The 14522-nt window shown below is 70.8% G+C and carries 11 protein-coding genes; 10 read left to right on the top strand and 1 reads right to left on the bottom strand.

Annotation, left to right across the window (positions count from 1 at the left end; all coding sequences use genetic code 11):
- Window positions 1-17 precede the first annotated feature (17 nt).
- From J2T21_RS09375 to J2T21_RS09350, 6 genes are all read left to right on the top strand, one after another.
- Window positions 18-1154 carry an ABC transporter substrate-binding protein gene (locus tag J2T21_RS09375; protein WP_307580738.1) on the top strand — a complete coding sequence of 379 codons (1137 nt, stop codon included), beginning with the start codon at window positions 18-20 and terminating at the stop codon, window positions 1152-1154.
- A complete protein-coding gene (locus J2T21_RS09370; RefSeq protein WP_307580736.1) occupies window positions 1151-1873 on the top strand; it encodes an ABC transporter ATP-binding protein in 723 nt (240 codons plus the stop codon). Before J2T21_RS09375 ends, J2T21_RS09370 begins: the two co-directional genes overlap by 4 nt.
- Entirely contained in the window at window positions 1863-2825 is a 963-nt protein-coding gene (locus tag J2T21_RS09365) for an ABC transporter permease (RefSeq protein ID WP_307580734.1), read from the top strand. The genes J2T21_RS09370 and J2T21_RS09365 overlap by 11 nt, the downstream gene beginning before the upstream one ends.
- Window positions 2826-2896: 71 nt before the next feature.
- On the top strand, window positions 2897-4159 hold the full coding sequence (gene cobA / locus J2T21_RS09360) for a uroporphyrinogen-III C-methyltransferase (RefSeq protein WP_307580732.1): 1263 nt from the start codon (window positions 2897-2899) through the stop codon (window positions 4157-4159).
- 88 nt (window positions 4160-4247) lie between these two features.
- Window positions 4248-5759, top strand: a complete 1512-nt coding sequence (locus J2T21_RS09355) for an FAD-dependent oxidoreductase (RefSeq protein WP_307580731.1) — start codon at window positions 4248-4250, stop codon at window positions 5757-5759.
- A gap of 153 nt (window positions 5760-5912) precedes the next feature.
- Window positions 5913-6287: a DUF898 family protein gene (locus J2T21_RS09350; RefSeq protein WP_307580730.1), complete on the top strand. Its 375-nt coding sequence runs from the start codon at window positions 5913-5915 to the stop codon at window positions 6285-6287.
- Between the two features lie 314 nt (window positions 6288-6601).
- On the opposite strand, the gene J2T21_RS09345 is transcribed toward J2T21_RS09350, so the two are convergent.
- Complete coding sequence (locus J2T21_RS09345; RefSeq protein WP_307580729.1) at window positions 6602-8380, bottom strand: HNH endonuclease; 1779 nt, start codon at window positions 8378-8380, stop codon at window positions 6602-6604.
- 404 nt (window positions 8381-8784) lie between these two features.
- On the opposite strand from J2T21_RS09345, the gene ileS reads away from it, so the two are divergent.
- The 4 genes from ileS to ndk are packed head-to-tail and all read left to right on the top strand — an operon-like array spanning window position 8785 to window position 14385.
- On the top strand, window positions 8785-12090 hold the full coding sequence (ileS, locus tag J2T21_RS09340; protein WP_307580728.1) for an isoleucine--tRNA ligase: 3306 nt from the start codon (window positions 8785-8787) through the stop codon (window positions 12088-12090).
- Window positions 12087-13451, top strand: a complete 1365-nt coding sequence (locus J2T21_RS09335; RefSeq protein WP_307580727.1) for a bifunctional folylpolyglutamate synthase/dihydrofolate synthase — start codon at window positions 12087-12089, stop codon at window positions 13449-13451. The genes ileS and J2T21_RS09335 overlap by 4 nt, the downstream gene beginning before the upstream one ends.
- Before the next feature lie 5 nt (window positions 13452-13456).
- Entirely contained in the window at window positions 13457-13918 is a 462-nt protein-coding gene (locus J2T21_RS09330; protein ID WP_307580726.1) for a DUF4233 domain-containing protein, read from the top strand.
- A 50-nt stretch (window positions 13919-13968) separates the two neighbouring features.
- Complete coding sequence (gene ndk / locus J2T21_RS09325; protein WP_307580725.1) at window positions 13969-14385, top strand: nucleoside-diphosphate kinase; 417 nt, start codon at window positions 13969-13971, stop codon at window positions 14383-14385.
- The last annotated feature ends 137 nt before the right edge of the window (window positions 14386-14522 follow it).

Here is a 14522-nt window from a genome sequence, read left to right as displayed (position 1 = left end):
AGACAAGGACACCTCCCATGGACACCATCCGGTACACCGCCGACGGGCCGCACCGCGGCCCCGGGAGGCGGGCGCTGCTCGCCGGCGGCACCGGGCTGCTGGGCCTGCTGGTGCTCGGCGCCGCCGCCACCACCACGGTGCCGCGCCCGGGAACGGCCGGCACCGCGCCCACCGGGCCCGCGGCCACGCTGCGGCTGGGCTTCTTCGCCAACCTCACGCACGCACCGGCGCTGGTCGGCACCGCCAGGGGGCTGTTCGCCGCCGAGCTCGCGGGCTCCGGCACGAGCCTGGCCACCAGCGTCTTCGGCGCCGGGCCCGCCTCCGTCGAGGCGCTGAACGCCGGCGCCATCGACGCCGCCTACCTGGGGCCGAACCCCGCGATCGCCGCCTTTGCCTCCAGCGGGGGCGCCGGGCTGCGCGTGCTGGCCGGTGCCGCGGCGGGTGGCGCCCAGCTGGTGGTCCGCGCAGGGATCGCCGACGCCGCGGCGCTGCGCGGCACCACCCTGGCCACCCCGCAGCTCGGCGGCACCCAGGACGTCGCCCTGCGCACCTGGCTGGCTGCCCAGGGGCTGGAAACCGACCCGCGCGGCGGGGAGGTGGCCATCACCCCGACGGCCAACGCCCAGACGCTGGAACTGTTCCGCGCCGGAAAGATCGACGGGGCATGGCTGCCCGAGCCGTGGGCCTCCCGGCTGGTGCTGGAGGCCGGTGCGACGGTGCTCCTCGACGAAGCGGAGCTGTGGGACGGGACCGAGACCGGTGCGCCGGGACTGTTCCCGACCACTCTCCTCGCGGTGTCCCCGGACTTCGCCGCCCGCCACCCCCACACCGTCGAGGCCCTGCTGCGCGGCCACCTGGCGGCGCTTGACTGGATCAACACCGCCAGGGAAGCCGACGTGCTGGCGGTGCTGAACGCGCGGCTCGCCGAGACCGCCGGGGCCCCGCTGGCCGACAACGTGCTGGCCCGCGCGCTGGGCAAGCTGGAATTCACCGCGGACCCGCTGGCCGGAGCCTACCCGCGGCTGCTGGAAAACGCCGTCGCCGCGTCGCTCGCCGAACCGGCGAGCCTCGACGGGCTCGTGAACACCTCGTTCCTGGAGGCGGCCCGCGCCGCACGCGCCGCCGGCACCACCCGGGCCGGGGCCGGCGCATGAGCATCGTCATCGAGAACCTCTCCAAGGACTACGGCGCCGCCCCGGTGCTCTCCGGCATCAGCACCACCATCGCCGAGGGTGAATTCGTCGCAGTGCTGGGCGCCTCGGGCTGCGGGAAGTCCACGCTGCTCAACGTCATCGCCGGGCTCGAGCCGCCATCGGCCGGATCCGTGGGCGTCCCGGCCGGAGGTGCCGCATTCATGTTCCAGGACGCCGCGCTGCTGCCCTGGCTCACCGCCCGGGCCAACGTCGAACTGGCCCTGGAACTGCGCGGGATCCCGCGCGCCGCACGCCGGGCGCGGGCCGGGGAGCTGCTGGAGCTGGTCCACCTGGCCGATGCCGGGGCCAAGCGCCCGCACGAGCTCTCCGGGGGCATGCGCCAGCGCGCCTCGCTGGCCCGGGCCCTGGGCCAGGACCGTCCGGTGCTGCTGATGGACGAGCCGTTCGCGGCGCTGGACGCGATCACCCGGGACCTGTTGCACGACGAGCTCGAACGGATCTGGCGCGCCCACCGGCGCACCGTGCTCTTCGTGACCCACAACGTCCGCGAGGCCGTGCGCCTGGGCCAGCGGGTGCTGCTGCTTTCCTCCCGTCCCGGGCGGATCGCCGCCGAGTGGGAGATCCCCGGGCACGTGCGCACCGACCCTGCCGCGCAGGCCGCCCTGACCCGCGACATCACCCAGAGGCTACGCGAGGAGATCCGCCACCATGCCCACTAGCATCACCTCATCGACCACCATCGCCCGCGAACGTGCCCGCGCCACGGACCCGGCCACGGACCCGGCTGCGCTGCCCGCGGGCCCGGATTCCCGGGATGCCACGGATTCCCTCGGCGAGCTCGAGGCCGGCCTGGACAACCTGCAGGACGCCCCGGCCGCCTCCCGGCCGACGGCCGGCAGGTTCCTGCTGCCGCTGGGCACCCTCGCGGCCCTGCTGAGCCTGTGGCAGCTGGCCGCCTGGTTCGGCTCCCCGCGCACTGACCTGTTCCCCGGCCCGCTCGAGGTGCTGGGCACCGCCGGGGCGCTGGCGGCCGACGGCCGGCTGGCCGAGGCCGTGGCCACCTCGCTGCAGCGCGGGGTGCTTGGCTTCGCGCTGGCCCTGGCCATCGGCACGCCGCTGGGGCTGCTGCTCTCGGCCTCCACCACCCTGCGCCGCGGCCTGGGCCCGCTGGTTTCCGGCCTGCAGGTGCTCCCGTCCGTCGCCTGGGTTCCGGCGGCGATCATCTGGTTCGGCCTCACCGACGCCACGGTCTTCTTCGTGGTGCTGATGGGCGCCACCCCCTCGATCGCCAACGGGTTCCTGTCCGGCGTGGACCTGGTCCCGCCGCAATACCGCCGACTCGGCACCGTGCTGGGTGCCTCGCGCACCCAGCAACTGCTGCGCATCGTGCTGCCGGCGGCGCTGCCCGGCTACCTGGCCGGGCTCAAGCAGGGCTGGGCGTTTTCCTGGCGCTCGCTGATGGCCGCGGAGATCATCGCGGTCGGCGGGTCCATCGGCTTCGGCCTGGGATCGCTGCTGCAACAGGGCCGCGACCTGTCGCAGATGGCCGTGGTCGTCGCCGCGATCCTGGCCATCCTCGCCGTGGGCATCGCCGTCGAACTGCTGGTCTTCGCCCCGCTGGAGCGGCGGCTGCTGCGCCGCCGCGGACTGGCACCCGGAGCCGGACGATGAACCGCCCGAAGACCCGCCCACCGGCCCCGCGCCGCCGATCCACCGCCAACCGCCACCCCCAGGAGCCGAGCATGAGCCAGTCCACCACAACCCGCCAGGCACCCATCCACCCGCTGGCGCTACGCCTGGCCGGCAAGGACGTGCTCTGCGTCGGCGCCGGAAAGGTGGCGGCACGACGCGTTGCCCAGCTGCTCGAGGCCGGCGCGAAGATCACCGTCATCGCCCCGGAGGCCATCGAGCCGATCGCCGCGGCCGCGGCCGCCGGGAAGCTGATCTGGCTGCGGCGCGGCTATGAGCCCGGGGACCTGGCTGGCATGTGGCTGGCCCACACCGCCACCGGAAGCAAGGTGCTCGACGCGCAGGTCTCGGCGGATGCCGACGCGCGGCAGACCTGGTGCGTCAACGCCTCGGACCACGCGGCCTCCAGCGCCTGGACCCCCGCCGTCGCACGGACCGGGGAAGGCACCACCGTCGCGGTCACCGCCGGCGGGGACCCGCGCCGCGCCGCCGGGCTGCGCAACGCCATCGCGCTGGCCGCGGACACCGGAGTGCTGCCGCTGCGCCGGCGCCGCCCCGGGCAAGGATCCGTGGCCCTGGTCGGCGGAGGCCCCGGCGATCCCGGGCTGATCACCGTCACCGGGCGCCGGCTGCTGGCCGCCGCCGACGTGGTGGTCGCCGACCGGCTGGGCCCGCGCGGGCTGCTGGGCGAGCTCGACCCGTCGGTGCGTGTCATCGAGGTCGGCAAGGCCCCCGGCGACCACCTGGCCACGCAGGATGAGATCAACGCGGTGCTGGTGGCCGAGGCCCGGGCGGGCAACCGCGTGGTCCGGCTCAAGGGCGGGGACCCGTTCGTGCTGGGCCGCGGCGGCGAGGAAGCCGCATACTGCCGCGATCACGGCGTCGAGGTGTCCGTCGTCCCCGGGGTCACCAGCGCCATCTCCGTCCCGGCCGCCGCCGGGATCCCCGTCACCCACCGCGGGGTGGCCACCGGCTTCTCGATGGCCACCGGGCACGAGGAGCTGGCCGAACTGCCGGCCCGCCCCGACCACACCCTGGTGCTGCTGATGGGCGTGGCCCGGCTGGCACGCAACACCGCCACGCTGCTGGGCCGCGGGCTGCGGCCCGACACCCCGGTCGCGGTCATCGAGCGCGGCTGGACCCCGGAGCAGCGCATCACCATCGACCGGCTCGATGCCATCGCCGCCACCGCCGCGCGGATCGGCGTGGCCAACCCGGCGGTGATCGTCATCGGCGACGTGGTGCGCATCAGCCCGCACGCCGCAGCGGCCCTGGCCCCGGCCGCGAACACCCGGCAGTTGCTGCCCGTCGGCTGAGTTGCCGGCCGAGCACACCCCGCACACCACGCATCCAGCTACACCCCCAAATACACGACCCCCAAATACACGCCCAGGAGGACCCCCCATGACCGAAAAAAACACGCAGGCCCCCGCCGCGACGTCCGTCCCGGCCCCCGCCGCCTTCGCTTCGCGCCCGCTGCGCGTTGCCATCATCGGCGCCGGCCCCGCCGGGGTCTACGCCGCGGACATCCTCACCAAGGCCGAGCGCGGTTTCGAGCTCGCCATCGACCTCTTCGACCGCTACCCGGCACCGTACGGGCTGATCCGCTACGGCGTCGCCCCGGACCACCCGCGCATCAAGGGCATCGTCAAGGCACTGCACAAGGTGCTGGACCGCGGGGACATCCGCTTCTTCGGCAACGTCGACTACGGCACCGACCTGGGAATCGCGGAGCTTCGCGAGCACTACGACGCGGTCATCTTCGCCACCGGCGCCATCAACGACGCGGACCTGAACATCCCGGGCATCGAGCTGGAGGGCTCCCACGGCGGCGCGGACTTCGTCTCCTGGTACGACGGGCACCCGGACGTGCCGCGCAGCTGGCCGCTTGAGGCCACGCAGGTCGCGGTGCTGGGCAACGGCAACGTGGCCCTGGACGTGGCCCGCGTGCTCTCCAAGCACGCCGAGGACCTGCTGGTCACCGAGATCCCCCAGAACGTCTACCGCGGCCTGGCTGCTTCGCCGGTCACCGACGTGCACGTCTTCGGCCGCCGCGGCCCCGCCCAGGTGAAGTTCACCCCGCTGGAGCTGCGCGAGCTGAGCCACAGCCGGGACGTGGACATCGTGCTCTACCCGGAGGACTTCGAGTTCGACGCGGCCTCCGACGCCGCGATCAAGACCAACAACCAGGTCAAGACCATGGTCGGCACGCTGGCCAACTGGCTCATCGAGCAGGAGGAACGCGAGGAACGCGGCCAGGCCGGCGCCGCCACCGCATCCGGGCGCCCGCGCCGCCGCCTGCACCTGCACTTCCTGCACTCCCCGGTGGAGGTCACCGGGACCGACGGCAAGGTCAGCGGCATCCGGTTCGAACGCCAGGAACTCGACGGCACCGGCAACGCGCGCGGCACCGGCGAGCTCGTCGACTACCCCGTCCAGGCCGTCTACCGGGCCATCGGCTACTTCGGCTCGGCGCTGCCGGAAATCGAATACGACGGGCGCACCGGCACCGTGCCGAACCTCGAGGGCAAGGTGCTGGACGCCGCCGGCACCCAGGTCCCCGGGCTCTACGCGACCGGCTGGATCAAGCGCGGCCCGGTCGGGCTGATCGGGCACACCAAGTCCGACGCCGCTGAAACCATCGCCCACCTGCTCGCGGACCTGAACCAGCTGCCGGTGGCCGCGAACCCGGCACCCGAGGCCGTGCCGGCCCTGCTTGAGGCCAAGGGCGTCGCCTACACCAGCTGGGACGGCTGGCTCGAGCTGGATGCCCACGAGCAGGGCCTCGGTGCGGCGGCCGCCCCGGCACCCACCCCGGCAGGTCCCGTGGTCCGCGAACGCATCAAGGTCGTGGACCGCGAGGAGATGGTCGCCGTCTCGCGCACGGCGGAGCAGACCGCCGGCGCCCGCACCTAAAGGGGTGGCGAACCCGGTGGCCGGTCCCGCGGCATGCCCGGCCCCGGCCAGCCTGCCCGTAAAACGTCGGGGCTCACGGGTACGCTCCAAGGACCGCCACGGCCCTTCCGGCATCCGTCCCGAACCCGTGCACCAACCAGGGGGAGAAGCATCATGAGCATGTACACCAGTGGAAACAACCAACCGGGACCGGGCCTCGCCACACTGGGCAGCATTCCGCCGGGTGCACCGATCTTCGTTTTCCGCGGCGGGGCCGCGACCTGGTTCGGCACCCAGCTGCTCGGCATGCTCATCACGGTGCTTACCGTGGGGATCTGCTACCCCTTTGCCGTGGTGCTGGTGGAACGCTGGCGAGCCAACAACACGCTCCTGCTCGGGAGGCCGCTGCAATTCACCGGCACCGGGTGGGGCATCTTCGGGCTGTGGATCAAGTGGTTCCTGCTGTGCATCATCACCCTGGGCATCTACAGCTTCTGGGTGTACCCGCGACTGACGGCCTGGAAGGTCGAGCACACCGTAGTTGCCTAACGGCCGGGCCGGCCGGACGCAGCCGGCGGCATCGATGGCCAGGGTGATCGGCAGGTCCGCAACGCGACTTGCATGCTGCTGCCAGGCGATCGACGCGGCCGCGGCGTTGGGTTGACGCATGCCGCCGCCGTCAAGACCGGCGAGTTCAACAACGGGATCTTGACGGCGCTGGCCGAAGCGGACCACTGTCCGGAAGCGCAGCAACCGCGGGAACACTGTGCCGGGCACCAACCCGGTCCACCGGGAATTTCCCCCTGTCCTGTGCCGGGGACAAGTCGCGCTCCGCCAGCGCCGGCCACCGAAAGGTGGAAGGCTCAGGCGGCCCGGGCCGGTGCGGCGGCGGGATGGAAGATCCAGTTCCGCCGGGGGAGCTGCAGCGGGTCCCGGGATCTGGGCAGGACCACGTGCGGGTGCCCGCCGATCATCTCGATCCGGAACTTGCCCGCGTGGTACGCCTGGTGGCATAGCGGACACAATAGGCACCCGCGGGACACGTCGGTGCGGCCCCCGCAATTCCAGGCATCCAGTTGGTGTGCCTCGCACCGGCCGATGGACATGGTGCAGCCCGGGTTGATGCAGCCCTTGTCGCGGACGGCGATAGCCCGGCGTTGGGCCCGGTTGAAGTATCTTCGGCTGCGGCCCAGCTCCAGCGGCACCCCGTCCCCGTTCAGGATGACCGGGGTGATGCCGGCGTTGCAGGCGATGCGCCGGCAGGTGGCCGCCGAGATGTCTTCGCCGCGGTCGGTGACCCCGGCCGCCTCGAGCTGGCCCAGGAACGTTTGCAGGTCGATGGTCACGTTCAGGGTCACGTTCGGTGCCAACGGCATCTGTCCCTCGCCGGCCCGGCCCCCCGGGGCACCGGCTTCGGCCGGGCTGGTGGCGATGCGCACCGAATCAAGGATGAGCTGGTGCAGGCGGCGTGCCCGCTGCCGCGTCAGTGCCTGTTCGATGGTCTCGCCGGGGCGCATCTCGACAGTGGGGTCCAGCTGCCCGGGTTGGCCCAGGTCGGTGAATCCGGCGGTGGGGCGTGCCTCAAGCGGAGTGCCGGGGGCCACGGCCCAGTCGGGGATGGGTTCGCCCGCCGGAGGGTTCTCGGCGTCCGTCGCGTTCCCGGCAGCGGGCGCGTCCTTGGCCCTCGGCCCGCCGGAAGCCCCGGTTCCGGCCGTTCCGGCCTGCGTCCGCGGGCTGTTGAGGATGTCCGCGGCGGTGGCCAGCAGTTCGTGGCCCTCGGCCGTGGTGATCACCTTGTACTCGTGGCCCTTGCGCGTGTGGCCCAGGTAGTAGGCGCCGACAAAGAGATCTTCCACGACCTCGCGCGCCGTCGCGGCGGCCGCGTCCTCGAGCCGCCTGGCCTGGTCCTTGAGCAGTTTCCCGGTGCCCTGGGCGTTGCGGGTGCGCGCGGCCTCGGCCAGCTGAGCCTCCATCGCCCGCCCGGTGCCTTCGTCGTCCGCCAGGTCGCCTGCGGGGGAGAGGTTCTGGAACTTTGTGGCCAGCGTGGCCAGGGACTTGGGGTCCGCTGCGCCGTCGCTCAGCACCTGGCCCAGCAGCGGGAACTTCGGCGGAACGAGGGTGCCGTTGAATCCGGTGTGCGGCAGCAGGTTTTCGGCGCTTTGCACCCGGTGCCGGGCCTGGAAGTGCGTGAGGTTCAGCTGTGCCTCGAGGAAGTCGGCGTCTTCGCGGAAGTACGGCTTGGAGCCAGCCGGCGTCGGGACATCGGCCGGCAGCTGGCTGGTGGCCGCCGCTTCGGGATCCCCAAGCCAGGCGTTGAGCTGCGCGAGCGGTTCCTCGGTGATGGTGTGCACCTGCGCGTCGACGGCGCGGGAAGCCGCCAGCAACTGGCCGTAGCCGGCCTGCCGGTAGATGGCCTCGGTGAGCGCCACGAAGGCCGCGGCCCGCACCGGGGAGGACCCGGTCTCGGCCGCTGCCTCGTCGATCGCCAGCCTGAGCACGGGGATGAGAAGCGCCAGCGTGCGCAGCGAACCGCCCCGGGACCCGGTCGTGGTGACCGGGTCTTCCGGGGGTCCCGAGGTGTGCTTCACGAGCCCGGTGAGGATCGTGAGCGCCTCGGCGGCGAGGGCCGGGGTGCTGGACATGGTTCAAGCATGCCCCGCCCTGGCCGGCCGCGGGGGCAGCATCGAAGATCTGTGGATAAGTATTTTGGCGGGTGCCGAATCGGTGCCCGGACGAACGCCCCGGCGGATTCCCCAATGGGGCGGCAGGGGCGCTAGACTGGGAGGCATCACGACGTCGACCCGGCCATCACCGGCGAGTCCTTGGAAGAACGGCAACCTTGCCCACGCGGGGAAACCAAGTAGAACCAAGCGGGTAAGCCCGTCACAGCAGTCAACGAGCGGCCCGATCCGGCCCCGGGACATCCCGGGCGGAGAAGGCAAGCGGGGTGGTACCGCGAGGTGGAGTATCCGCATACTTGACCATCGTCCCTGTGTTGGAGAACGCCTAAGCGCCCACGCGCCTTCGATCACCAGGACTGCCGCAGATGACCAGCTACCCCAAGGCCTCTACCGACCCCCATGGCGTGACGCCATCCTCTCCCCGTTTCCCGGAGATCGAGGAACGGGTCCTTTCCTACTGGAAGAACGACGAAACCTTCCAGGCCTCCATCGATGCCCGCGATGCCGGCGTCGACGGGGCCAACGAGTTCGTCTTCTACGACGGACCCCCCTTCGCCAACGGCCTGCCGCACTACGGCCACCTGCTCACCGGCTACGTCAAGGACCTGGTCGCCCGCTACCAGACCCAGCGCGGGTCGCGCGTGGAGCGCCGCTTCGGCTGGGACACCCACGGGCTGCCGGCCGAGCTCGAGGCCATGAAGCAGCTGGGCATGAGCGACAAGGCGCAGATCGAGGCCATGGGCATCGACAAGTTCAACGACGCCTGCCGCACCTCGGTGATGAAGTACGCCGACGAATGGCAGGACTACGTCACCCGCCAGGCACGCTGGGTCGACTTCGAGAACGACTACAAGACGCTGAACGTCGAGTACATGGAATCGGTCATCTGGGCCTTCAAGCGGCTGCACGACAAGGGCCTGACCTACAAGGGCTTCCGCGTGCTTCCGTACTGCTGGAAGGACGAGACCCCGCTGTCCAACCACGAGCTGCGCATGGACGACGATGTCTACAAGGACCGCCAGGACCAGACCGTCACCGTCTCCTTCCCGCTGCTGGCCGGCGAGTCCGAGATCTCGAAGGAGCTCGCGGGCGTGCAGGCGCTGGCCTGGACCACCACCCCGTGGACGCTGCCGACCAACCTGGCCCTGGCCGTGGGCCCGGACGTCGTCTACGCGGTGCTGCCGGCCGGCAAAAACGGCGTGAAGGCCTCCAACGCCACCGGCGACTTCATGCTGGCCGAGGACCTTTTGGGCGCCTACGCCAAGGACCTGGGCTACGCCGACGCCGCCGCCGCGCAGGAAGCGGTCACCGGCCGCTACACCGGCAAGGACCTGGCGGGCATCAGGTACGCACCGCTCTGGGACACCTTCGCCGACACCGAGACCTGGGGGACCGCCAACGCCTGGCAGCTGCTGGTCGCCGACTACGTCACCACCACCGACGGCACCGGCATCGTCCACCAGGCCCCGGCCTACGGCGAGGAGGACCAGAAGATCTGCGAATCCGCCGGCATCCCGGTGATCCTCTCGATCGACGAGGGCGCGAAGTTCCTGCCGCTGTTCAAGGGCGGCGCGCTGGCCGAAATCGTCGGCGTGCAGGTGTTCGAGGCCAACAAGGCGATCACCAACGTCCTGAAGAACGATGCGCGCCTGGTCAAGCAGGCCTCCTTCGAGCACTCCTACCCGCATTGCTGGCGCTGCCGCACCCCGCTGATCTACCGCGCGATCTCCTCCTGGTACGTCGAGGTCACCAAGGTCAAGGACCGCATGCTTCAGCTGAACCAGCAGATCAACTGGATCCCGGAGAACGTGAAGGACGGCCAGTTCGGCAAGTGGCTGGCCAACGCGCGGGACTGGTCGATCAGCCGCAACCGCTACTGGGGTTCCCCGATCCCGGTGTGGGAATGCGACGGCGCCGAATGCACCCACCGCGAGGTCTACGGCTCGCTGGCGGAAATCAAGGCGGCCTTCGGGCGCCTGCCGCTGAACCACGAGGGACAGCCGGACCTGCACCGCCCGTTCATCGACGACCTGGCCAAGGCGCACGAGGGCTGCGCCGATGCCGGCACGCTGCGCCGCGTCGAGGACGTGCTGGATGTGTGGTTCGATTCCGGGTCGATGCCCTACGCCCAGGCGCACTACCCGTTCGAGAACAAGGAGTGGTTCGACACCCACCACCCGGCGGACTTCATCGTCGAATACATCGGGCAGACCCGCGGCTGGTTCTACACCATGCACGTGCTCTCCACCGCGCTCTTCGACCGCCCCGCCTACAAGAACGTGATCAGCCACGGCATCGTGCTGGGGTCCGACGGGCAGAAGATGTCCAAGTCGCTGAAGAACTACCCGGACGTCAACGAGGTCCTGGACCGCGATGGCTCCGATGCCATGCGCTGGTTCCTGCTCTCCTCCCCGATCCTGCGCGGCGGCAACCTGGTCGTCACCGAGCAGGGCATCCGCGAGGGCGTGCGCCAGGTGCTGCTGCCCATGTGGAACGTCTGGCACTTCTTCTGCCTGTACACCAACGCCGCGAACCACGGCGCCGGCTACCAGGCGAAGCCGACCCACTCGGCCGAGGACCCGCTGGATGCCTACATGCTCGCGGCCACCGGGGACCTGGTCCGCGAGGTCACCGCGAAGCTCGACGCCTACGACATCTCCGACGCCGCCGAGACCATCCGCCAATACATGGACACGCTGACCAACTGGTACGTGCGCCGGAGCCGCCAGCGCTTCTTCGACGAGGACACCAGCGCCTTCGACACCCTGTACACCGCCCTGGAGACGCTGACCCGCGTCAGCGCCCCGCTGCTGCCGCTGGCATCCGAGGAAATCTGGCGCGGCCTGACCGGCGGACGCTCGGTGCACCTGGCCGACTGGCCCGATGCGGAGCTCTTCGGCCGCAACGGGGATCTGGTCGCGGCCATGGAAACCACCCGCAAGATCGCCTCGGTGGGCTCCTCGCTGCGCAAGGCAGCGAACCTGCGCGTGCGCCTGCCGCTGGCCGGGATGACCGTCGCGGTGCCCGGCGCCGCGGCACTGGAGGGCACCTTCGCGGGCATCATCGCCGACGAGCTGAACCTGCGCTCGCTCACGCTCATCGACGCGGCCGATGCCGACGCCTCCGAGTACGGCATCAGCCAGCGCCTGGTCGTCAACGCCCGGGCCGCCGGCCCGCGCCTGGGCAAGAACGTGCAGCTGGCGATCAAGGGCGCCAAGTCCGGGGACTGGTCGGTGGACGACGCCGGAACGGTCACCGCCGGCGGCCTGGCCCTGGAGGAACACGAATACACGCTCGAAACCGTCGTTCAGGCCACCGAGGGCGAGGAGAAAATCGCCGCCGCGGTGCTGCCCGGCGGGGGCTTCCTGGTGCTTGACACCCAAGTCACACCGGAACTTGCCGCCGAGGGCACGGCCCGGGACATGATCCGCGCCATCCAGTCCGCCCGCAAGGACGCGGACCTGCAGGTGTCCGACCGCATCCGCACCGAAATCACCGCCGGCGCCGCAACCGTCGCAGCACTGCACGCGAACGCCGAACTGATCAAGGGCGAAACGCTCAGCACCGGGCTGGTCCTGGTCACCGGGGACGACGGGATGGCGCCCGCCGTCAGCGTCGAAACCGTGGCCGAGGCCGAAGCCGCCGACAAGGAAATGGGACCCACCACATGAGCAACACCTTTGACAGGTTCTCCGTGGAGAGCGTGTACGCCGAGCTGTTGGCCCGCGCCCCGGAGAACAAGATCGAACCGCGCATGGAGCCGATGCGCCGGGCCATGGAGATCCTCGGGGAGCCGAACAAGGCCTTCCCGATCATCCACGTCACCGGCACCAACGGCAAGACTTCCACCGCGCGGATGATCGAATCGCTGCTGCGCGCCCACGACCTGCGCACCGGGCGCTACTCCTCCCCGCACCTGGTCTCGGTCACCGAGCGCATCGCGATCGACGGCGAGTCCGTGGACGATGAGACGTTCGTGCGGATCTGGGACGAGATCCGCCCCTACCTGCAGATCGTCGACGACGAGCTCGCCGCGGCGGGCGAAAACCGGCTGACCTACTTCGAGGCCGTGACCATCCTGGGGTTCGCGATCTTCGCCGACACCCCGGTGGACGTGGCGATCATCGAGGTCGGCCTGGGCGGGATCACCGACGCCACCAACGTCGGGGACGGGCAGGTCTCGGTGATCACCCCGATCTCCTTGGACCACACCGACCTGCTGGGCGACACCACCGAGCTGATCGCCCTGGAAAAGGCGGGGATCATCAAGCCCGGCGGGTTCCTGGTCTCCTCCGCTCAGCCGGCCGATGCCGCGCAGGTGCTGCTGGAGAAGGCCCTCGAACTCGAGGTGCCCTACCGCTTCGAGGGCGTCGAGTTCGGCGTCGAGAACCGCACGGTCGCCGTCGGCGGCCAGCAGCTGGACCTCCAGGGCCTGGCCGGGCGCTACCCGGGCATCCTGCTGCCGCTGCACGGCGAGCACCAGGCGCAGAACGCCGCCGTGGCCCTGGCCGCGGTGGAGGCATTCATCGGCGGCGGGGAAACCGCGCTGAACCACGATTTGGTGATGGAGGGCTTCGGCGCCGCCACCAGCCCCGGCCGCCTCGAGGTCATCCGCAAGGCCCCCACGGTGCTGCTGGACGCCGGGCACAACCCCGACGGCATCCGCGCCTCGGCGGCCGCGGTGAAGGAGTCCTTCGGGTTCTCCACGCTGGTGCTGGTCATCGGGATCCTGGCGGAAAAGGACGCTCCGGCCATGCTGGCGCAGCTGCGCGAGGACTACCTGGACCTCACCGAGGACATCTGCATCACCCAGTCCAATTCGCCGCGCGCCATCCCCGCCGGGGAACTGGCCGCCATGGCGCTGGAGGCCGGGTTCAACGAGGAGGACATCTTCGTGACCGAACGCCTTGACGACGCCCTGGAATGGGCCGTCGGGCGCGCCGAGGCCTCCGAGGACTTCGGCGGCGGGGTGCTGGTCACCGGGTCCATCACGCTGGTCGGCGAGGCCCGCATGCTGCTGGGAGGGAAGTAGGAACCATGGCGAAAATGACCAAGGCGCAACGCGAATGGCGCCCCGGAATACCCAAGAAGCCGCGCTCCACCCGTGTGATGTTCGCCTCCACGGTGCTCACGCTCGAGGCGTTCCTGGTGATCTTCGTGGCGCTGGCCGTCTTCGGGCTCAACCGCGACACGCTCTCCCCGGTGCTGGTCCTCGGCATCGGCGCGGTGGTCGCGCTGGCGTGCATCTTCACCTGCGCGCTGCTGAAAAAACCGCTGGGATACGCGATCGGATGGGGACTGCAGCTGCTGCTGATCCTCTCCGGGTTCCTGTTGACCTCGATGTTCTTCATCGGCGCGGCCTTCGCCGCGACCTGGTGGTACGCGGTCACCAAGGGCAGGTCCCTGGACCTGGAAACGGCACGCCGGGCGCGCGAGCAGGAAGCCTGGGATGCGGCGCACCCGCAGGAAGATCCCGGCGCACCGAGTGCCCAACCGTAGAATCAAGACCAACGACCATTTGCAGCACACAGAACGAAGGAGCCGCCTCCATGGCCATTGAACGCACCCTGATCCTGATCAAGCCCGACGGCGTCAAGCGCCAGCTGACCGGGCAGATCCTTTCCCGCATCGAAGCCAAGGGCTACGTGATCTCCGAGCTCAAGCAGGTAAACGCCACCCGCGAACTGCTCGAGGCGCACTACGAGGAGCACGTGGGCAAGCCGTTCTACGAGCCGCTGGTCGAGTTCATGCTCTCCGGCCCGCTCGTGGCGGTCATCGCCGAGGGCCACAACGTGATTCCCGGCTTCCGCTCGCTGGCCGGCACCACCGACCCGACCACCGCGGCCCCGGGCACCATCCGCGGGGACCTGGGCCGCGACTGGGGCCTGAAGGTCCAGCAGAACCTGGTCCACGGTTCGGACTCGGAAGAATCCGCAGCACGCGAAATCGGCATCTGGTTCGCCTAGATCCCAGGCGCCGACCCGGCGCTGCAGCGGGGTCCGGCCCGCGGCCTTCCACCAAGGAAGGCCGCGGGCCGGACCCTTTTGCGTGCGCGGGAACGATTCGGTGGCTGGCTGGCGGACAGGGACCCGGGGGTCGTCGC

Source organism: Paeniglutamicibacter psychrophenolicus (genome assembly GCF_030812255.1).
Lineage (GTDB): Bacteria > Actinomycetota > Actinomycetes > Actinomycetales > Micrococcaceae > Paeniglutamicibacter > Paeniglutamicibacter psychrophenolicus_A.
This window is presented reverse-complemented; position numbering and strand designations above follow the sequence as displayed.

Coding starts and splice junctions, on each gene's coding strand:
- J2T21_RS09355 (WP_307580731.1), top strand. CDS start 4,248: ATGACCGAAAAAAACACGCAGGCCCCCGCCGCGACGTCCGTCCCGGCC.
- J2T21_RS09350 (WP_307580730.1), top strand. CDS start 5,913: ATGAGCATGTACACCAGTGGAAACAACCAACCGGGACCGGGCCTCGCC.
- J2T21_RS09345 (WP_307580729.1), bottom strand. CDS start 8,380: ATGTCCAGCACCCCGGCCCTCGCCGCCGAGGCGCTCACGATCCTCACC.
- J2T21_RS09335 (WP_307580727.1), top strand. CDS start 12,087: ATGAGCAACACCTTTGACAGGTTCTCCGTGGAGAGCGTGTACGCCGAG.
- J2T21_RS09375 (WP_307580738.1), top strand. CDS start 18: ATGGACACCATCCGGTACACCGCCGACGGGCCGCACCGCGGCCCCGGG.
- J2T21_RS09370 (WP_307580736.1), top strand. CDS start 1,151: ATGAGCATCGTCATCGAGAACCTCTCCAAGGACTACGGCGCCGCCCCG.
- J2T21_RS09365 (WP_307580734.1), top strand. CDS start 1,863: ATGCCCACTAGCATCACCTCATCGACCACCATCGCCCGCGAACGTGCC.
- cobA (WP_307580732.1), top strand. CDS start 2,897: ATGAGCCAGTCCACCACAACCCGCCAGGCACCCATCCACCCGCTGGCG.
- ndk (WP_307580725.1), top strand. CDS start 13,969: ATGGCCATTGAACGCACCCTGATCCTGATCAAGCCCGACGGCGTCAAG.
- J2T21_RS09330 (WP_307580726.1), top strand. CDS start 13,457: ATGGCGAAAATGACCAAGGCGCAACGCGAATGGCGCCCCGGAATACCC.
- ileS (WP_307580728.1), top strand. CDS start 8,785: ATGACCAGCTACCCCAAGGCCTCTACCGACCCCCATGGCGTGACGCCA.